We start from the raw sequence: 21,406 nt of genomic DNA, 5'->3' as shown, positions 1-21,406 counted from the left end.
TCCACATAGCTTTTTTATATACTTTCCGGAGGTTTACAATGAACAGCTTTGCGCAAAATACATCTGATCAGGAGCAGGCGATAAAACGATTTTTGCGTGACTATCTGAACAAGCCGAAAAACGAACAGACTTTACACACTATACTTGCCGGCACCTGCAGATATTATGACGCCGACCGTGCATATATTTTTGAGCTTAATACGGCACACACCGAGGTCAACAATACATATGAATGGTGCCGTGAAGGGGTATCCTCCGGAATGGAAGATCTTCAGAATATCCCTGTTGAAGGTCTGGAAAGCTGGTTTGAAGCGCTTGAAGAAAAAGGAGAATTCTATATTTCCTCCTTATCCGACATTCCCTCCGATTCCAATACTTACCGTACGCTTGAGCAGCAGGGAGTCAGCTGTCTTGCTGTGGCTCCGCTTATTGTAAACGGCTCTGCAGTGGGTCTTTTGGGAATAGATAATCCCCGCAGAAATGACAGCCATCTGCTCCTGCTGTCTGTTATTGCGTCAGCCTGCTGCAGTGAGATCATCAATAAGCACCTTGAGTATTCGAACAAAGCGCTTACAGAGCGAATGAAGATAATCCAGTCCATGAGCGAGATATACACGTCGGTATATTATGTGGATATTGCAAACGACCGTTATACCGAGCTTGCCTCTATGGACATTGTTCATGAGCATATAGGTTCATCGGGAAATGCCCGGGAAAGCCTTGAATTTTTCTGCCGCAATATGATGACCCCCGAATATACGGAGGAGCTGCTCAGGTTTGTGGATATATCCACCCTCGATGAACGCATGAAGCAGGAGAGGATAATTTCAAAGCAGTTTCTGAGCACCGTCCCCCTCCCCGACAGCAGCATAAGCATACCCTACTGGGCACAGTGTTCCTTTATTGACGGCGGACGGGGCGCAGACGGCAGGCTTTCCCATGTTATATTTGTAACTCAGACAATACACGATTCAAAGATAAAGGAGCTGGAAACACAGAAGGACCTGCAGGAGGCAAACGCAGAGCTTACCGAACTTCTCGAGTCCGAAAAGCAGCACACAGCCATTATCGGTTCGATGAGCAATGTTTTCTTTGCGCTGTATTACATCGACCTTGAGGAAGGGTCCTTCCGCGATATCTTTTCGCCCGACGGCATAAATCATACCCGGGGCGAAAAGGACGATGCAAAAACGCGGCTAAGCTCTCTGGTCGATACGTGGGTAAAGGACGAATACAGATCAATTATGCGTCTCTTTACCGACATCGATACGATCGACGAGCGGCTGGGAAACAACCGGATAATCACTCAGGAATATGTGGATATCGGCGGAGACTGGGTCAGATGCTGTTTATTCCCTGCCGAAAAGAACGATATCGGAAAAAACACGGGGATAATATGCGGTCTGAGATGGATAACCGCCGAGAAGGAGAAGCAGGAGTCACAGGATAATCTGATACAGGCGCTTTCCCTGTCATACGAGAATGTTTACGCAGTGAATATGGATACCTCCGAGGCTGTCTGCTACCGTATGGACAAGACTATAACATCGCGGTACGGTCAGAAATTCGCCATAGGGGATTATGAGAAAAGCATAAGGCTGTATGTGGAAAACGATGTGCTTGAGGATGACAGGCAGCTGTTTGACAGGATACTCCTGATAAAAGATATACAGCAGCTTCTCGGGGACAGGCAGACCTATTCCTTCAGCTACAGGGTATCACGAAACGATACCATTCAGTATTTCGAGTGCCAGCTTGTAAAGCCGAGCAGCAGCAGGAATGAATTTGCTGTGGGATTTAAAAATATCGACAGCGAGAAAAAGCAGGAGCTTGCTCAGCAGAAAAAGATAGAAAGCGCTCTGGCGGCTGTGGAGAAGCTCAACGCCACTCTCCGTGACGAGATGGATATCGCAGGAGCTCTCAGCAAGGATTACCCGAGCGTTGTGCTGCTTGACCTTGTAAACGAGACCGCCGTCACCATCAAGCAGAACGGAAAGATAATCAAAGAGGACGAACGTGTTATCAAGCGGTCATATAACAGCCTGTGGGAAAGCTTCATACTCAAATACGTCCCTGATGAGGACAAGGCTGCACTTACAGCAGCAGTATCCTCCGAAACCGTTCTCCGCGCTCTTGAAGCAAAGGACGAATACAGCTTCAGCTACCGTGTATGCTATGACGATACGGGACTGCACCATTATCAGGCTTCATTTATCCGCCTTTATTCTCAAAGGGACGGAAAAAGCCAGATAATCCTGGGCTTCAGGAACATTGACGCCATCGTTGAAGAAGAGCGGAAAAATATGACTATCCGCGAGGAGCAGCTTCGCATAATCGGCGCCCTCAGCCGCGAATACCACAGCCTTTTCAAGGTGGACGCAGCTACGGGAAAGCTGTCTCTCTACCGCACCGACGGTATCGGCATGGAGAGAGACCTGCTTGATAAGCTTATGGAGCACGGCAGCTATGAGGAAGTGCTTTCAAAGTACATCGACGGCTATATCGTTCCCGAAGACCGCGAACGCATAAGGCAGTCGGCTGCGCTCGGCGTCCTTCTCGAGCGGGTGCCGCAGGTAGGTCTTTATAAGCTTGGCTACAGAAGAAATATGAACGGCACTGTGGCATATTTTGAGATGAATGTGGTAAAGACTTCGGACAATAACGGTATGGTCACATTCATTATAGGACTGCGCGATGTGGACGATGAAATGCAGCGCCAGCTCAGACAGATACGGGAGATCGAGACCCAGAGCGAGATAATCGAAGGCCTCGGCTCGGTATACTACTCCGTTCTGCTGGTAGACCCCGAAAGGGACAAGGTAACGGTCTACCGCGCGGAAAGCGAGGACGGAAAGGCTATCGCGGGACATTTCAGCAAGAATGACCACTGCTGGTCAAAGGGTCTGTGCAGCTATGCCGAGGAACACATTTCGGAGAAGGACCGCAGGGAATTTATCGAAAAGCTGTCTCTTGACAATATAAGGCTATGCAAAGAGGACTTTTCCCTCACATATGAGAAGCTTAAAGCCGACGGTATCATCTATCTGCAGGCAAGAGTCTCATTTGTACGCGAAAAGGACGGGGGCTTTGTTGTGGTCATCGGTACAAGAAACGTTGACGATCTTATCAAAAAGGAGCGTCAGCAGGAGCTTGCACTCCAGGCTGCCTGTGACTCTGCGGAGGCTGCCAACAAGGCAAAAACGGAATTTCTTTCCAATATGTCCCACGATATCAGAACGCCTATGAACGGCATTATCGGAATGACCGCCATAGCCGCCACCCACATTGACGATAAGGAGCGGGTCCAGGACTGCCTGCAGAAGATATCTCAGGCAAGCAAGCATATGCTCAGCCTGATAAACGAGGTCCTGGATATGAGCAAGATAGAGTCGGGCAAGGTAGACCTCAACGAGGAGGAATTTAACCTCTCAAATCTGGTGGACAACCTGCTGTCAATGACAAGCGCTCAGATAAACAAGCACCGCCATGAGCTTTCCGTAAACATCTCCGACGTGATACACGAGGAGGTCATAGGCGACAGCCTGCGCATACAGAAGGTATTTACAAACCTTATGAGCAACGCTGTCAAATATACCCCCGACGGCGGAAAGATACGCTTTTCCATCACCGAAAAGCCCTCGGGTCAGGCAAAGGTGGGCTGCTACGAATTTATTTTCGAGGACAACGGCATCGGTATGAGCGAGGAATTTATGGAGAAAATATTCGAGCCGTTCTCCAGAGCCGTTGACGGAAGAGTAAACAAGATACAGGGAACAGGTCTCGGTATGCCTATCAGCCGAAACATCGTCCGCATGATGGGCGGCGACATAAAGGTCGAAAGCAGGCTTAACGTGGGCTCGCGCTTTACGGTCACCATTTACCTCAAGCTTCAGGACACCGCCGAGATAAGGCTCGACAGGTTTATTGACCTTAATGTGCTTGTTGTAGATGACGATGCCCTTAGCCTTGAGTCCTGCTGCGCTATCCTGGAGGATTTCGGTATGAAGCCCGACGGAGTTGCCACAGGTGCGGAGGCGGTGGAATATGTCACCGCCAAACAGGATTATTTTGCCTGCATACTGGACTGGAAAATGCCCGATATGGACGGCATCGCAACTACAAAGGCTATTCGGAAGGCAGCCGGAAAAGATGTGCCTATCATCATCATTTCCGCCTATGACTGGTCGGACATCGAGCAGGAAGCAAGGGCAGCGGGCGCAAACGCATTCATAAGCAAGCCCCTGTTCCGTTCAAGGCTTGCCAAGACCTTTAATGCCCTTGTGGGTGAAGAGGAGCAGAGCGGGCAGGAAACACCGCTTGTATCCCTGTCGAATATGGACCTCTCGGGCCGCAGGATACTTCTTGCGGAGGACAACGACCTGAACGCCGAGATAGCCACGGAAATACTTGAAACAACAGGTCTTGCCGTTGAACGTGCAGCCGACGGCACCGAAGCGGTGGATATGATGGCTATGTGCGGGGACGGATATTACGATATTATTTTTATGGATATCCAGATGCCCCGTATGAACGGCTATGACGCCACAAGAGCTATACGTGCCATGAACCGCAATTACTGCAAGCAGATACCCATTGTGGCTATGACGGCAAATGCTTTTGCGGAGGACGTTCAGGCGGCTAAAACCGTTGGAATGAACGAGCACATCGCAAAGCCCCTCGACCTGAAGGCGCTGTCAAAAACTCTTAAAAAATGGCTGCTTTAACCTATAGCAAGACACAGAAATAGACTGACAAAAGGAGGCGAGTGCAAAGCTTGAAGAGTTAGGAAGGAACCCGCAGGCAGGCTTGCCGCCTGTCAAGGGTGAGTGACGACACTATTCAAGCTTTGAACCGCCGAACTTGGCAGGATATTTTTGTGGATCGCTATCAACAGAAATACCCGTCAAGCCGGCTTGACGGGTATTTGGTTATTAGTATCAATTATAGCTGAGTCCGTAGCCCTTTTCAAACATACACTCATCTGTTCCTATCTGCTCAACGGAGCTGTACCAGGGGCTGGGGAGCCTGCCGCTGAAATCCGTCCCTCCGCACAGCACGTCCGCAACGCCCTGTCCCTCAGAACCGGGAAGATAGCACATTACCACGCTGTCCCACTTGTCATAATACTCATCTATCAGCACCTGACGTCCTGCAACGATACAGGCAACTGTGGGCTTGTTAAGCTCTTCTGCCTCTTTTATCGCCGCCTCGTTGCCGCTAAGCCCCAGCTGTCCGCAGAGCATAAGGTCGGAAGTATCGCCGTTCCATTCAGCATATGCCTGTTCGCCCGTCACCAGCAGCACCACATCAGCCTCTGACGCTTTGTCCTTGTCGGTGATGACCGTAATGCCGTATTCATCGGCTTTTTCCTTAAAGCCTTCGAGTATGGTGGTCACGCCGCTTATATTTTTTGTAGGGCTCGAGTTCCAGTCTATGGTCCAGCCGCCGCACTGGGCTGAGGCATTGTCTGCGGCAGGCCCTGTGATGTACACGGAAGCTCCCTCGGGCAGGGGCAGCACATCTCCCTCGTTTTTCAGCAGCACAAGACTTTTCTCCACAAGCCTTTCGGCAAGCTGTCTGTATTCCTTCGAGCCTGTTTCGGACTGCTTTACCTCAATGCTTTCGCACATCGGGTCCTCAAATATCCCCGCTCCCTGCTTTACGCGTATTATCCTTGTGACCGCGTCATTTACGCGCTCCTCGGAAATATCGCCGTTTTCAACAGCCTTTATGATGATCTGACGTGCTTCTTCAAACCTGTCCACCTCCATGAGCATATCTATCCCCGAATTTACAGCGGTGATGACCTGCTGCTCATAGGTGGCGGGCGATGTGTTCTGCACCGAGTTCCAGTCGCTGACAATAAAGCCCTCAAAGCCCATCTCGTTCTTGAGCCGCCAGATATATTCCCCGTTCTCGTGCATTTTAACGCCGTTTACGGAGGAGTGGCTTATCATTATGGTCTGAACGCCTGCCTCTATCTGCGCTTCGTAGACCGACAGGAGGGCAGATATCTCGTTCTCCGACAAAACAGCGTCTCCCCTGTCCATAAGCCTTTGTACATCTGAATTTTCGCCCGTTCCGTAAAGCACGTTCCCGTCCCCGAAGAAATGCTTTGCACAGGCAATAACGCCCCCGTCCACAAGCCCCTTTGTGTATGAAGCGCCCAGGGATTTTATCATATCAATATCCGAGCCGTAGCTTTCATAGGTGCGTCCCCAGCGGGGGTCTGCCGACTGTGCCACGCAGGGCGCAAAATTCCACAGCATATGGCAGAGCTTTGCCTCATCTGCAGTTGCAAGCCCCATCTGATATGTAAGCTCGGGGTCGTTTGCCGCGCCTATGCCGATGTTATGGGGGAAATATACCGCGTCGGCGCAGTAATTCACACCGTGAACATCGTCCTGTCCGTAGAGATACGGAATACCCGCTTCCGATGAAAGGGCGCTCTCCTGAAAGCCGTCAACGATGTCCTGCCATTCCTTATATGATACGGAACGGTATTTTGAAAGGATACTTCCGTAGCAGTATTTCTTCATATCCTCTTCGGTAACGCTGTAAACCGCAGGCTGTACCATCTGCGCCGCTTTCTGCTCAAGGGTAAGGGCTGAGACCATATCTTCTGCGCTCTGCGCGCCGCCGGATGTTTCAGCGGCGGTCCCGGTGATATTTTCGGAAGAGGTCTGTGCAGCGGTCTCGGTATAGACCTGTTCTTCAGTGCTGTCTGCGCAGGCGGTCATTGACAGTGCCGCCAGCAGCAGGGGCACAGGTGATGTTTTTTTCATAGCTTTTCTCCTTGCTTATCTGAATACATTCCGCAAAGCCCCGATGACCTCCTGCATATTGACAGGCTTTGAAATAAAGCCGTTCATTCCGCACTCTGCGGCAGCTTTTCGGTCCTCGTCAAAGGCGTTTGCAGTCATGGCAATAATGGGTATGGACGCAAGCTCCTTATTTTCCAGCGCCCTTATGCGCCGTGTGGCTTCATAGCCGTCCAGAATGGGCATCTGAATGTCCATGAGCACCAGGTCATAATCTCCCGCCTTGGAAGCGGACACCTTGTCAAGAGCTTCCTGTCCGTTTTCGGCGGTGTCGATACTAAATCCGTATTCTTTAAGTATCTCATATGCTATCTCGCGGTTAAGCTCATTATCCTCCACCAGCAGCAGCCGCTTGTCCTTGAAATCATCGGTATTATCGAAGGAAGGCAGTATATTTTCCTCCCTTTTCTTCTGCCCTCCCAGAGCGTTCATCAGCGCCTTGCGCAGGTCGGACATAAACATGGGCTTGGAGCAGAAGGCAGTTGCGCCTGCGGCTGTTGCCTCCGCTTCGATCTCCGCCCGGTCGTATGCGGTGAGGATAATTATGGGCGTATCGTCACCGAGACTGCGTATCTGCCTTACCACCTCGATACCGTTCATATCGGGGAGACGCCAGTCGATGATATATGCGTTAAATGCATCGTTTATCTCGATGGACTGCTTTGCACGAAGCACTGCCTCCTTGCCGAATATGGTCCACTCCGAGCGCATTCCCACCTGCATAAGCATTTTTGTAACGCTGTCGCAGGTATTGAAATCATCGTCCACCACCAGAGCCTTCAGACCCTCCAGCTCCGTGATATTCTCCGCTGCTGCGGTTTCGGACTGCAGCCGCAGTGTGAGCCTGATGACAAATTCCGTACCCTTGCCCTGCTCGGTGTACACCTCGATGCTGCCGCCCATCATATCGATGATATTTTTGGATATTGCCATTCCCAGCCCCGTACCCTGTATCCTGCTCACCGTTGATGTGCGCTCACGTTCGAAGGGTTCAAATATATGCTCGGCAAATTCGGCGCTCATACCGATACCCGTGTCCTTGACACGTATCTCGTACAGTCCCATGCCCTCGGGAGCGTTATGTATCTGCGTTATCCGCACAGACACCGCTCCTCCCGGGGGAGTGAATTTTACAGCGTTCGAGATGAGATTGAGAAGCACCTGATTTATTCGGGTCTTGTCGCAGAATACGTCCTCATCGGTAACGTCTATAACGTCCATATACAGCTCCAGCTGCTTAGCGTTGACCTGACCGCTGATAATGGTCTTTATGTCGTGGAGCATATCCGAAAGATTGGCTTCCGTTTCATCAAGCTGTATCTTTCCGCTTTCGATACGGCTCATATCCAGAATGTCGTTGATGAGGGAGAGAAGATGATTGCCCGAGGAAAGTATTTTTTCCATATAATCCCTGACCTTTTCGGTGTCCTCCGAATTTGCAATGGCAAGGGTGGTATATCCGATTATGGCGTTCATGGGAGTACGGATATCGTGGGACATATTGGAGAGGAAGGAGCTTTTTGCCTGATTGGCGCTTCTTGCCATATTTACGGCATCCTCCAGCACCTGCTCGCGCTTTGCGTCCGCAGTTTCATCAAGCACAGCCATGACCGTCTCGCCGTTCTGGGACGGGAAAACACGTATCCTGAGATATTTTACCGTATTGCTCTTTTCATTGCAGAAAAGGAACCTGCCCGATTCCAGAACAGTCCTGTTATCCCATTCTCTCAGCGCCTGCTCCAGCTCCTGCCTGCGGAACATATCAAGCAGCGCTTTCATAGGCCGTCCCAGAAAATCGGCGGGAGGGACACCCAGCATATCCTTGATGCTCTTGCTGATAAAGGTGCATTTTCCTGTGGCATCATCTGCAAGGATATACACGCCCTGACTGTTTGTGGACAGAACGTTGATGATACGCTCACGGCTTGTGAGCCTTACCTCTGAGCGCCTGCTTATCCACAAAGAGTTCACCATGTAAAATATCATGCAGACTATCATAATGAGCAGGTTTGCGCCTATGGCTATCCACTGCACCTGCTGCATATATTCCATTCTGACCTCTGATATGGCGGAACGTTCCACCATCAGTACCAGGTGCCAGTCCATAATGTGAAGAGGTCTGAAGCTTACCGCATAGGAATAGCCGTCCTCCGAAGCGTAGACTGCTCCCGTCTTTCCGCTGTTTATCGCCTCGCGCAGTGAAGCGGCGTCATTTATATCGGGGTCCCCGTCAAATCTCATATCCTTTAAGAACTGATAGAAAAAGTAATTCTGAGAATGGCTTGCAGGCAGCTCACCCTCTGTTTTGAACAGGGTCATGCCCTCGCTGTCCACAATGTAGGCAACGCCCTTGCCGCCATAGGTCTGCAGCTCAAGCACTTCAAGATATGTATCCAGCTCATATTCCATCAGCAGGATACGGTAGCCATTCTCCGTCACAGAGCCTGACAGCAAAATGGCAAAATCCAGCAGGTCTCCTCCCGTTTCCACCTGACGCAGGCGGCAGAGATATTCGCCGTTCTGAAGCAGAGGAAGCATTTCCTCATCAAGCTGCCATCTGCCTTTATTGCCCAGATCGTCAATATAGCTGCCGTCCTCCGCGATAAGATATACATGGCTGCCCGACGACTTTTCCAGAAACAGAGAAAGCGCCCTCACAGCCTCGCTTTCGGAAGCTGTCCCAAGCCCGGAGAGAGCCTGATTTTCTATCTCCATAATAGTCCAGGTGTCCTCGGTACGATTATGGAAGCTGTAATGGAGCTGCTCGGTATTTTCCTTGATGTGCGAAAGCGCCTCCTCGTCCGCTGTACGGCTCACTCTGACTACCAGATAGTTCACCAGGAACCAGGAGGACAAAAGAGATATGAGCAGCAGTATTATCATTATCGTCCGATTATGGCGGATTTGTTTTTCCATTCGATCTCTCCCTAATCAAAGGTCAATGTTAAGTATTAGTTTTCCAGTTGAGCACAGTAGTCTGCTCGGGCCGCGTCACCACTCCGCCGTGCTCGTTCAGCCACTGAGAGAAGATGTCTATCCATTTTCCTTCCATTATCTGCATATCTTCGGGGCAAAATGCCGATATCCCGTCCTCGGAGATACGAAACAGCTTGTCGCTTATAAATGCTGTATGGTAGGTGCCGTCGGGGTCAAGCTCGGTGCCGTCGGGGAGCCTGCAGCTTACCAGCCGCTCTCCTGCGGGCATCCATGGCGCAAATTCCACATTCAGTCCCGAGGCAACGAAATACCATCTGTCGGAATGTCCAAGTCGGGTGCTCATACCGTTCAGGCAGTCGATTATCTGCTGACCCGTCAGCGTGCCCGATGCAAGCCCCTCGCCCTCGGCACTTGTGCGGCACGGGTCGATGTTATTAGCCGTCGTGGCAGTCACATCGCCCGCAAACATACGGCAGTTAACGCCCTGATCTCCCTTGTTCACATACACCAGAGCAATATCAGCCCCCGTCATATCACGGTAGATCTGACCCGTAAGCAGAGCTGTCTCCAGCCTTGTAAGGTCCTCCTCGCAGCTGCCCAGCACTGCGGGAGGAGTAAAGAGCGTGCCGTCAAGCCATTTGTCACGGGCAGCGTCGCCGTCCTTCAGCCATTTGTCCACAGTAATGCTGCCTGTGAGCATATCCCGTGCCGTATCGTTCAGCTGAGCCTCGGCATAAATGTAGAAATCGGTTATGATACGTCCCTCACTGATAGTTTTCTGTATACCCTCATTAAAGCTGTTCTCTCCGGGAGCAACGCCCTTGATGTTGGATACCAGCACATTTGCCTCGCCGTACAGCTTTGTCTGCGCCTCGGGGCTGCAGATAAACTCCATAATATCCAGCAGGAGCTGCCTGCGCTCATCGCTTTCCTCGGCAGAGGACTTGTTTATTCCCATAAAGTATGCAGGGAGCGCATAGAGATAGTCGCTTCCTTCGTTATCCCCCGTAAAGAAAGGCAGGATAGCATATTCGTGGTCGCTGTTTATCACCGATTCATTTGCAAAGGTATTGAGCGGTCCGCATATCATGACCGCGGAATGAGAGCTGCAGAGCATAGGCAGGCGGTAACGGGGCATATAATCCCAGTCGTCAAGGCGGATAACGCCGTCATCAAGAAGCTTCTTCAAAGTGTCGGCAAAAGGCTCCATATGACCTGTCATACTGCCCTCGCCCTGCTGATAGGCGGTGAGCCATTCCAGATTTTCTTTTCCTGCAAATACCGCCTCATATGCGAAGGGATAGAAAAGGCTGCGGAAAGAGTCCGTAAATTTAAGCGACGGACGGAAAGCACGCACAGGCACTTCCTTTTTCTCCCCGTCCAGCTCCTCTGTAACAGTAAGACCCGAATTGTCGATGGTATGTAACAGTGAGACAAACTCCGAATAGTTTGAAGGCACCTTCCAGCCGTTCTCCTCCATCACCGTCTTGTCATAGATGATGCCGTACATATTGGCAGGTCCGGGCAGATAGTAAAGACCGCCGTCCGACTGAACGCAGGCGTCCAGAGAGGTGAGATAGAAGTTGTTTACAAACTCCTCTCCCGACAGATCAAGCATATATTCCCTTGCCAGGTCGCCCTTTGTATATATTCCTCTGCTCAGAATAATGTCACACTCGGTGCCGCTTTTAAGATTTCCCTCCAGAAGGGACAAGGAGTCGCTGGCGCCGTCATGTATCATTACCACGTCCACATCGGGAAATTGTTCTTCAATGCCGCTTTCGATCTCATGAGCGATATCCAGTCCGTATTCAAAGTGAATAGTGACCATTTCCTTGCTCCCGTCCACAGGGTCGAGGGTAAGTATCTCGTTCTCGGCGGCTCCTTGGGGCAGAGCAGCAGCTTGTCCGCATCCGCTCATAATTGCCGCTCCCGCCGCAGCGGCGAAAATCAGGCTGACTGTTTTTTCCATTCTCATTGATCTATCCTTTCAGGCAGCAAATATTCTGCCGATGTTATGAATAAGCGTATTTTTGCGCTGTCTTACCTTTACACAGCTTTGTCATTTACATTATTTGCCTTTTATTATAACATATTTTTGTAATAATGTCTACAAATTCACTGTGATCTTATAGGATTTCGGAAGTAAATTATTTATTAACACAGCTGTTTTGCAAAATGCTCCATCTGCCTTGACATATGCACAGGCTTTTGTTATAATTAAAATTGCAGAAATATGCGGTATTATAAAAAAAGAAAGCATGAGGTTGATACAGTGGAAAAAACAGTTCTGGAAAAACAGCTTGAGACCTGCAGAAGAAAAATCAGAATAATGGAACACGCGCTTTCGGCAAGCGCAGGCGCTTACTACAATATCAACATCACCGAAAACACTGTGCCGGGGACCATGTATCAGGTCATTGACGATGTGGAATACAGCATCAACGAAGCTATTGGTTTTCCCGATGACTGCAGGTATGATGACGTTATCGAATACTGGGGAAAGCAGCTCACCGAAGAGCAGCAGCAGGCTTATTTTGCTTTTTTTGACACCGCTCATCTGACGGAATGCTTCGAAAAGGGAGAGGACCACATTTTCCACCGCTACCGCACAAAGGACGCTCTGGGCAATCCCATGCTCGCCGAGCAGCATATCGTGATGTACCGCGACCTTGTAAACAATGACCTTCTTGCGATCACATATGTTCTCGACCATACGAAAATAGAAGAGCTTCATGCCAGAGACGCCGAGCAGAGAAAGCTCCTTGAAGAGGATATCAGAAAGATAGAGGGACTTGCCAGCCAGTATTCTACCCTGTATTTCATCGATCTCGACAGCGAGCAGTATGCTCAGTACAGCCTCAGCGACGCTATATCCAAAGAAAGGATAGATAATATCGCCCGCAATTCGGGCGGCTTTTTCAGCACCTTCAGAAACGCCGTTGCCGCATATTCCCACCCCGATTTCCGCGAGGAGCTGCTTAAATTTGCGGACAAGGAGCACATCAAGGAGATGCTCCGCAGCAGAAAAAGACATTCCTACCGATTTATGCATACGGGACCTGACGGGGAATATCAATGGATAGAGCTTGTGCTCATCAAGTTTGCCGGGGCAGAGGAGGAAGCCTCACAGATAGCCTTTGCGTTTCTGAACGTTGATGATGAGGAAAATGAAAAAGAGGAGCAGAGAAAGGCTCTTATGGACGCTCTCGCAGCTGCCGAGCACGCCAACAGGGCAAAGACTGCTTTTCTGAACAATATGTCCCACGATATCCGCACTCCTATGAACGCCATCATCGGCTACACCGCCCTTGCGGCAGCTCATCTCGACAACACGGACGTGATAAGGGATTACCTGAAAAAGATATCCATCTCCAGCAGTCATCTGCTAAGTCTTATAAACGATGTTCTGGATATGAGCCGCATTGAGAGCGGACGAGTCAAGATCGAGGACAAGGAGGTGCATCTGCCCGATGTGCTCCACGACCTCAGGACCATCATTCAGTCAAACATCACCGCCAAGCAGCAGGACCTGTTTATCGATACGCAGGATATCATTCACGAGGATATCATTACCGACAAGCTGCGCCTTAATCAGGTGCTTCTGAATATCGTCAGCAACTCCATAAAATTCACCCCCGTCGGCGGCACGATAAGCATCAGGATATCCGAAAAGCCCTGCGCTCTCAGCGGATATACTACCTACGAGTTCCGCATTAAGGATAACGGCATAGGTATGTCCGATGACTTCCGGGAGCATATTTTCGAATCCTTCTCAAGAGAGCAGACCGCCACAGTAAGCGGTATCCAGGGCACCGGCCTCGGTATGGCTATAACCAAGAATATCGTGGATATGATGGGCGGGTCCATCAGCGTGAAGAGCGAGGAAGGAAAGGGCTCGGAATTTGTTGTGACGATCGACTGCAAGCTGTCCGACAATATCGTGAAGTACGAGCCTATCCCCGAGCTGCAGGGTGCCCGTGCGCTTGTTGCCGACGATGACACCGATACCTGCATGAGCGTAAGCAAAATGCTCAGACAGATAGGTCTGCGCGCCGACTGGACTGTTTCCGGCAAGGAGGCTGTTGTCAGAGCAAAGGAGGCATATGACGAGGGCGATGAGTTCAAGGCATTCATCATCGACTGGCTCATGCCCGATATGAACGGTATCGAAACGGTCCGCCGTATCCGCAAGGTCATAGGTGACAGCACGCCTATCATTATCCTTACGGCTTATGACTGGTCGGATATCGAGACAGAAGCAAGAGAGGCAGGCGTAACTGCCTTTGTATCAAAGCCCCTGTTCATGTCCGAGCTGCGCGAAGTGCTCACAACGCCCGTCCGCACAAAGATCGAAAAAGAGGAAAGAGACGTGGATTTCACAGGAAAGAAGATACTTCTGGTGGAGGATAACGAGCTGAACCAGGAGATCGCCTCGGAGATACTTAAAGAAGCGGGATTTATCGTTGATGTGGCAGAGGACGGTATCGTTGCGGTGGAAAAGATGGCATGCGCCGCTTCCGACCGATATGACCTGATACTTATGGATATCCAGATGCCCAAGATGAACGGCTTTATAGCAACAAGAGAGATACGCACTTTAAGCGATAACAGAAAGGCGAACATTCCCATAATAGCAATGACCGCCAATGCCTTTGACGAGGATAAAAAGAGCGCCTTTGAATCGGGAATGAACGGCTTTGTGGCAAAGCCTATCAACATAAAGGAACTGATGAACACTCTTGCGGATATACTGCGATGAAAAAGCTCCGTCTGCCAAAAACGATGGCAGACGGAGCTTTTTTGATATTTATTATGTATTACCAGGTGCGGGAGTTGAGTGTTTTAAACTCGCCGACAGTAGAAACGTGAGCGTTAAGACCGCCGTCAACAGTAACTACCTGACCTGTGAAGTATTCGCTCTCGTCAGAGGCAAGATAAACGCACATATTTGCAATATCTGCGGGTGCGCCGTAACGGTTCACCATAATGTTATTCAGGAATACATCTTTAAGCGCCTGAGGTACATAAGCCTCGTTCTCGGGTGTGACGATAAGACCGGGGCGGACGCAGTTGCAGCGGATATTTTCCTTGCCGTACTGGAGTGCGGTGGACTTTGTAAGCATATCCACTCCTGCCTTTGCGCAGGCATATGCGGTGGAGCCGAGGTCGCCGCCGCAGGAAGCCATAGAGCCGATATTTATGATAGAACCGCCCTTGTTTTCCTTCATATAGGGAAGAACGCACTTGATTGCGTAGAAGGTACCGCGGATATCGCTCTGGAAAATGTTATCCCACATTTCGAGAGTAAGCTCGTCCACACGGCCGTCCTTGAGTCCCACATTAGCGGCGTTATTTACCAGAATGTCGATCTTGCCGTATTTCTCAACGGTATCTGCAAACAGAGCCTCAATGCTCTCGGTAACGGTGATATCCATAAAATGGTAGAAGGCTTCTCCGCCCTCTGCGGTAATGCTGTCCACTACAGCCTGTCCCTTTGCCTCACGGCGACCGCAGATAACTACCTTTGCGCCCTCTGCCGCAAAAAGCTTTGCTATTCCAACGCCTATTCCGCTGGTAGAGCCTGTAACGATAGCGACCTTACCTTTTAATCTGTCCATTTTTTAGTCCTCCTTCAAAATATAGCATAACTTGGTTTCACAGGCGGCAGTACAAGTCCGTATTATACTGCCGCTGCAATTTACAATAATATTATACACTATTATTTTTTTAAATTCAAGTAAATTTTTATCAAAAATGCCAAATTTGGAAAATTTTTCCCCACAGGCACGATACAAAAGGTTCATGAGCTTTCTTTTTCGGCAAGCTTCCAGGGTATCAATTCGGAGCTTGCCTTTCTGCCGCTCAGAATGTCCACAAGCTTGCGGGCGGCGATGGTGCCGATGTTCATGCCATCATATGAAAGAGAGGTTATCTTCACAGGCGACATTTCGCTGAGACTGCTGTTATCAAAGCTTACCACCGCAATATCCTCGGGCACTCTCTTTCCGCAGGCGGTAAGGTATTTTATAAGCATAAACGCTATCTCATCATTATAGCAGACAACTGCGGTGGCGTCGCCTATGGACGAAAGTATATCCCCCGTCTCATCGAATATCCTGTCCTTTGTTTCCGTTGTGTACCATACAGTCTTGCTGTCGGAGACGATAAGCTTGTTGTCGAACATTGCCGAAATGTAGCCCGAATATCGTTCATGGCCCTGAATATCGTCGGCTTTGAAGATAGCCGCTATGCTTTGGTGACCTTTGTTCAGAAGATAGGTAACAAGCTCATATCCTCCCCTGCGGTTGTCCGCGCATACGGACAAAGGTCCCTTCAGCCCCGGATAGCAGCTGTTGAAGAATACTATCGGTATGCCGCGCTCGGCAAGCTTTTCGTAAAGGTCGATATTGGGATTGGGAAAAGCGGTTTTTGTACCCTCCACAAGTATGCCCGCAACGGGGTCCTCAAGGATACCCTCAAGTATCCGCCGCTCGCTGCATATCCTGTTCCCTGTGGCGGAAAGGATAGCCGAATATTTATTCCTTGACAGCACTTCCTCCACGCCTCTGAGCTGTCCCGGGAAGATATAGTCGTCAATATATGTTGCGATAACAGCCACCTTACCGCTGCCCGCAGCGGGATTTCTTGTTTTCACCACAGAACCGCTGCCCTGCTTTTTTTCAATAATGTCCTTTTCTTCAAGTATGGACAGGGCTTTTCTTACGGTCTGCCTGCTTACATTGTACATTTCCGTAAGCTTTTCCTCCGTGGGCAGAAACGCTCCGTTCGGGTAACAGCCCGATTTTATCTCTTCGGAAAGGGAATTTGCCACATATTCATATTTTTTCAATTGGAGCCACCTCAAAACAATACAAATTCTCTGATAAATATAATACAACTTTAAAAGCAATTTGTCAAGCTCATTATTTGAAATAAATACAAATCAGCGGGAATATGTACACTATAAACAGACAGGTACGGAATTAAATGTTTATTTTGTATATTGAAATTCCGGTTGTCTTTGTGATAAAATAGTATCAGTAAATATCGGAAATACAAATATAGAAATTTGTATTTAAATCTAAAATTTGTATTTAAATTCTGTATTTCAACTAAGAAAGGAATGGTCATACAATGAACAAGCTGTACTTTATTACAGGCAGCCAGGATCTTTACGGCGAGGAAACTCTCAGACAGGCGGCAAGCGACAGCAGAGAGATGGCAGACTTTTTAAGCGAAAAGCTGGGCGATATTGCGGAGGTCTGCTTCGAGCCCGTTGTAACAACAGCGGCTGAGGCTGAAAATGTATGCGTAAAGGCATCTGCCGACAAGGACTGCATCGGCGTTATCATGTGGATGCACACCTTCTCCCCCGCCAAGATGTGGATAAGAGCGCTCAAGGCACTGAGAAAGCCTATGCTCCACCTTCACACCCAGTACAATGAAAAGCTGCCCTACGACAGCATTGATATGGATTTTATGAACCTTAATCAGTCCGCTCACGGCGACAGAGAGTTCGGCTTCATCTGCACAAGGCTGGGCATAAAGCGGGAGGTAGCTGCGGGCTATTATAAGCATGATGATGTTATCGGAAAGATACGCAGCTTTGCGCACGCTGCCGCTGCCGTTAATTTCGGCAGGACTATGAAGGTAGCAATGCTCGGAAACAATATGCGCGATGTTGCAGTTACCGACGGCGACAGAGTGGAGAGCGAGATATGCTACGGCTGGAACGTTAATTACTACGGTATCGGCGATGTTGTCGATATTGCAGAAAAGGTAACCGACGCCGAGATAGACGCAAAGCTTTCCGAATATAACGAAAAATATACAATGGCGACCGACAATACAGCTGCCGTCAGAGAGCAGGCTAAATATGAGGTCGCTCTTGAGAAGTTTATCGAGAAGGAGAATATCGGCGCATTCACCGATACCTTCCAGGACCTTCACGGGCTCCGTCAGCTCCCCGGAATTGCCGCTCAGAACCTTATGGCAAAGGGAATAGGCTTTGGACCCGAGGGCGATTACAAGACCGCAGCCCTGGGCGCAGTCCTCTTTAAAATGGCAGAGGGAAGAGGCGGCGCCACGGGATTTATGGAGGACTACACCTATGACCTTACAGGCGGCGAGGAGCTTGAGCTTGCAGCTCATATGCTTGAGGTATCTCCCGTATTCGCCGCAGGCAAGCCCGAGATACAGGTACACCCTCTGGGCATAGGCGGCAAGGAGGACCCCGCAAGGCTCGTATTTGACGGTATCGACGGCGAGGGCATTGCCGTTTCTATGATAGATATGGGCGACCGCTTCCGTCTCGTATGCGCGGATATCACTCTTGTAAAGCAGCCCGCGCCTATGCCCAAGCTCCCCGTTGCAAGACTTATGTGGAAGCTGAAGCCCGACTTTAAAACAGGCGCGGCAGCCTGGATATATGCAGGCGGCGCACATCATGCAGTAGTATCCACCGCACTTACCAAGGACGACATACGCCTTTTTGCAAAGATGACAGATACAGAGCTTGTTATCATTGACGATAAGACTGAAATCAACGCCTTTGAACAGCAGCTTGCCATGCTCGACATGATGGCAAAGCTCAGGAGGTGAGCACGATGACTGTACAGGAAAAAATACAAAGCAGCAAGACCTATCTCGGCATCGAATTTGGCTCTACAAGGATAAAGGCTGTTCTTATTGACGACACCTTTGCCCCCATCGCTTCGGGCAGCCACGACTGGGAGAACCGCTATGAGAACGGCGTCTGGACATATTCCCATGAGGATATGATCGGGGGGCTGCAGGACTGCTATGCAAGGCTTGTCGAAAATGTGAAGGAGCAGTACGGGATAGTTCCCGAATCCTACGGCGCTATGGGCATTTCGGGCATGATGCACGGATATATGGCTTTTGACAAAAACGATGAGCTTCTTGTGCCCTTCAGAACGTGGAGAAACACCATTACCGAGCAGGCAGCAGCCGAGCTTTCCGACCTTTTCAAATTCAATATCCCACAGAGATGGAGCATTGCTCATCTTTATCAGGCTATCCTCAATAACGAGGAGCATATCTCAAAAATAGCCCATATCAATACCCTTGCGGGATATATCCACTATCTCCTTACGGGAGACCGCAGCGTGGGAGTGGGCGAGGCTTCGGGCATATTCCCCATTGAATACGGTACATACAACGCAAAGTATCTGGATAAGCTTGACGCACTTCTTAAAGAAAAGAATTTCAAGGGCAATATCAGAGAGATACTTCCGAAAGTCCTGAGCGCAGGCGAGGGAAATGCCTCACTTACCGAAAGCGGCGCAAAGCTCCTTGACCCCACAGGTACTCTCAAGGCAGGCGTAAGGCTCTGTCCTCCCGAGGGCGACGCGGGAACGGGAATGGTCGCCACAAACAGCGTTCTTCCGAAAACAGGAAATGTTTCCGCAGGTACATCTATCTTTGCAATGCTCGTTCTCTCCAAGCCCCTTTTCGGCTATTATCCCGAGATAGATGTGGTCACAACTCCCGACGGTTCCCCCGTTGCAATGGTGCACTGCAACAACTGCTGCTCCGAGCTGGACGCATGGGTAAATGTTTTCGGCGAATTTGCGGCACTGAGCGGAAGTCCTATAGATAAGTCAAAGCTTTACGAGACCCTTTATAAGAATGCGCTGAGCGGCGACCCCGACTGCGGCGGCACTGTTGCATACAACTTCCTTTCGGGAGAGCCCGTTGCAGGCGCCGAAAACGGCAGACCTATGTATTTCAGGACTCCCGACGGAAAATTCAGCCTTGCGAATTTCTTCCGCGCACAGCTTTATTCCTCAATGGCTTCACTGAAGCTGGGAATGGATATCCTTTTTGAAAACGAAAAGGTATCCGTACAAAAAATTACCGGACACGGCGGGCTTTTCAAGGTGCAGGGCGTTGCCCAGCAGTTCCTTGCAGACGGTCTTGACAGCGCCGTTTCGGTAATGAAAACTGCAGGCGAAGGCGGCGCATGGGGCATGGCGATACTTGCTGCATATTCTGCCCTGGGAAATGGCAGCCCCCTTCCCGAATTTCTTGAAACTGAGGTATTCTCCTCAATGGAAGCTGTAACTGTTCAGCCCGATGAAAAGGGTGCGGCAGGCTTTGCCAAATTCATCGAAAATTATAAGAAGGGTCTTGCGGCAGAATATGCCGCTGCAAAATAAGCTGAAAGGAACTGCATAAAATGCTTGAAAAATTAAAGCAGGAAGTGCTGGAGGCAAATCTCCTTCTTCCCGAGTACGGTCTTATCACATTCACCTGGGGAAATGTTTCGGGTATCGACAGAGAAAGCGGCATGATGGTCATCAAGCCCTCGGGGGTACCCTACAAGGGTATGACTGCCGATGATATGGTAGTTGTGGAGCTTGCCACGGGCAAGGTGGCAGAGGGTAACCGGAAGCCCTCCAGCGACACTCCCACACATCTTGAGCTTTACCGCGCATTCCCCGAAATAGGCGGAGTTGTTCACACCCACAGCCGCTGGGCGACCTCATTTGCTCAGGCAGGCATGGGCATGATCCCCATGGGAACGACCCAGGGAGATTATTTCTACGGCGAGATACCCTGCACAAGGGCGATGACCCCCGAAGAGATCGCAGGCGAATACGAAAAGGAAACAGGCACTGTCATAATCGAGACCTTCAAGGGAATTGACCCTATGTCCATACCCGCAGTGCTTGTAAAGAGCCACGGTCCCTTTACCTGGGGAAAGGACCCCCACGAGGCTGTGCATAATTCCGTTGTGCTTGAAGAGGTAGCCTTTATGAATTACCATGCAATGTCAATGAATCCTTCCGCAGGACGTATGCAGCAGGAGCTTCTTGACAAGCATTATCTCAGAAAGCACGGCAAAAATGCATATTACGGACAGGGCTGACAGACTGTCCATGACATCAAAAAGCTGCTGCGGTCATCCCGTTTTCCTTGACCGCGGCAGCTTTTGTTTTTTTTTGACCCGTCCGCATTTGTCAAGGAATGGTCTTTCATTTTCAACAGCCTCTTGACAAAGTGAAAGTAATATGATAAAATAGGAGAAAACGAACGTTAGCTTTGGTAGTTTTACAGAAAGGGCAGACAAAGTATGAAAGTATCTATACGAGAATGGCAGCAGTCTGACGCCGCAGCTCTGGCAGCAGCGCTTTCAAACAAAAACATTCTGAATAACCTGCGGGACGGATTGCCATATCCTTATACAGAAGCGGACGCAGAAGAATATATAAGCTTTATTCTGACCTCCGACCCGAATGATACCTTTGCTTTTGCTATCGATGTTGACGGCAGGGCTGTGGGAAGTATCGGCGCATTCAGGCAAGGGAACATACACTGCCGTACAGCCGAGCTCGGGTATTATCTCGCCGAGGAATACTGGGGCAGGGGCATTATGACAATCGCGGTCAGACAGCTGTGCGAAAAGCTGTTTGCCGAAACGGATATAATTCGTATTTTTGCAGAGCCCTTCGACTATAATGTCGGGTCACGGCGTGTGCTTGAAAAAGCAGGCTTTCAGCTTGAGGGCATATTGAAAAACAACGCCTTCAAAAACGGAAAAGTGCTTGATATGGCACTTTATGCGTACACAAAAAATTCGCTTTAATAACGGAAAACAGGGTGAGTTCATATTTATAAAA

At 49.8% G+C, this 21,406-nt stretch carries 11 protein-coding genes; 6 read left to right on the top strand and 5 right to left on the bottom strand.

Annotated features, from left to right (window positions below):
• The first annotated feature begins 38 nt into the window (after positions 1-38).
• On the top strand, positions 39-4,724 hold the full coding sequence (locus tag ACI4J0_RS12720; RefSeq protein WP_439766191.1) for a response regulator: 4,686 nt from the start codon (positions 39-41) through the stop codon (positions 4,722-4,724).
• A 213-nt stretch (positions 4,725-4,937) separates the two neighbouring features.
• Here the strand turns inward: ACI4J0_RS12720 and ACI4J0_RS12715 are convergent, their stop codons facing one another.
• The 3 genes from ACI4J0_RS12715 to ACI4J0_RS12705 are packed head-to-tail and all read right to left on the bottom strand — an operon-like array spanning position 4,938 to position 11,736.
• Complete coding sequence (locus ACI4J0_RS12715) at positions 4,938-6,785, bottom strand: glycoside hydrolase family 3 protein (RefSeq protein WP_439766190.1); 1,848 nt, start codon at positions 6,783-6,785, stop codon at positions 4,938-4,940.
• A 15-nt stretch (positions 6,786-6,800) separates the two neighbouring features.
• The gene (locus ACI4J0_RS12710; RefSeq protein WP_439766189.1) at positions 6,801-9,737 is read right to left on the bottom strand and encodes a response regulator; all 2,937 of its coding nucleotides are present in this window, start codon (positions 9,735-9,737) and stop codon (positions 6,801-6,803) included.
• Positions 9,738-9,765: 28 nt separating this feature from the next.
• On the bottom strand, positions 9,766-11,736 hold the full coding sequence (locus ACI4J0_RS12705) for a 5'-nucleotidase C-terminal domain-containing protein (protein ID WP_439766188.1): 1,971 nt from the start codon (positions 11,734-11,736) through the stop codon (positions 9,766-9,768).
• Between the two features lie 297 nt (positions 11,737-12,033).
• Between ACI4J0_RS12705 and ACI4J0_RS12700 the strand changes: the two genes are divergently transcribed.
• The gene (locus ACI4J0_RS12700; protein ID WP_439766187.1) at positions 12,034-14,520 is read left to right on the top strand and encodes a response regulator; all 2,487 of its coding nucleotides are present in this window, start codon (positions 12,034-12,036) and stop codon (positions 14,518-14,520) included.
• 58 nt (positions 14,521-14,578) lie between these two features.
• Here ACI4J0_RS12700 and ACI4J0_RS12695 read toward each other — a convergent pair whose 3' ends face one another.
• The gene (locus ACI4J0_RS12695; RefSeq protein WP_439766186.1) at positions 14,579-15,379 is read right to left on the bottom strand and encodes an SDR family NAD(P)-dependent oxidoreductase; all 801 of its coding nucleotides are present in this window, start codon (positions 15,377-15,379) and stop codon (positions 14,579-14,581) included.
• Between the two features lie 182 nt (positions 15,380-15,561).
• Complete coding sequence (locus ACI4J0_RS12690; RefSeq protein ID WP_439766185.1) at positions 15,562-16,611, bottom strand: GntR family transcriptional regulator; 1,050 nt, start codon at positions 16,609-16,611, stop codon at positions 15,562-15,564.
• Positions 16,612-16,895: 284 nt separating this feature from the next.
• On the opposite strand from ACI4J0_RS12690, the gene araA reads away from it, so the two are divergent.
• The 4 genes from araA to ACI4J0_RS12670 all read left to right on the top strand — a co-directional run bounded on the left by araA (position 16,896) and on the right by ACI4J0_RS12670 (position 21,372).
• Positions 16,896-18,362 carry an L-arabinose isomerase gene (gene araA, locus ACI4J0_RS12685; protein WP_439766184.1) on the top strand — a complete coding sequence of 489 codons (1,467 nt, stop codon included), beginning with the start codon at positions 16,896-16,898 and terminating at the stop codon, positions 18,360-18,362.
• 5 nt (positions 18,363-18,367) lie between these two features.
• Positions 18,368-19,942, top strand: coding sequence for a xylulokinase (locus ACI4J0_RS12680; RefSeq protein WP_439766183.1), 1,575 nt, complete (start codon positions 18,368-18,370; stop codon positions 19,940-19,942).
• A 20-nt stretch (positions 19,943-19,962) separates the two neighbouring features.
• On the top strand, positions 19,963-20,655 hold the full coding sequence (gene araD / locus ACI4J0_RS12675; protein ID WP_439766182.1) for an L-ribulose-5-phosphate 4-epimerase: 693 nt from the start codon (positions 19,963-19,965) through the stop codon (positions 20,653-20,655).
• Positions 20,656-20,859: 204 nt separating this feature from the next.
• Positions 20,860-21,372: a GNAT family N-acetyltransferase gene (locus tag ACI4J0_RS12670; protein ID WP_439766181.1), complete on the top strand. Its 513-nt coding sequence runs from the start codon at positions 20,860-20,862 to the stop codon at positions 21,370-21,372.
• Positions 21,373-21,406: the final 34 nt, after the last annotated feature.

The organism is Huintestinicola sp. (assembly GCF_051882455.1).
Lineage (GTDB): Bacteria > Bacillota > Clostridia > Oscillospirales > Ruminococcaceae > Huintestinicola.
This window is presented reverse-complemented; position numbering and strand designations above follow the sequence as displayed.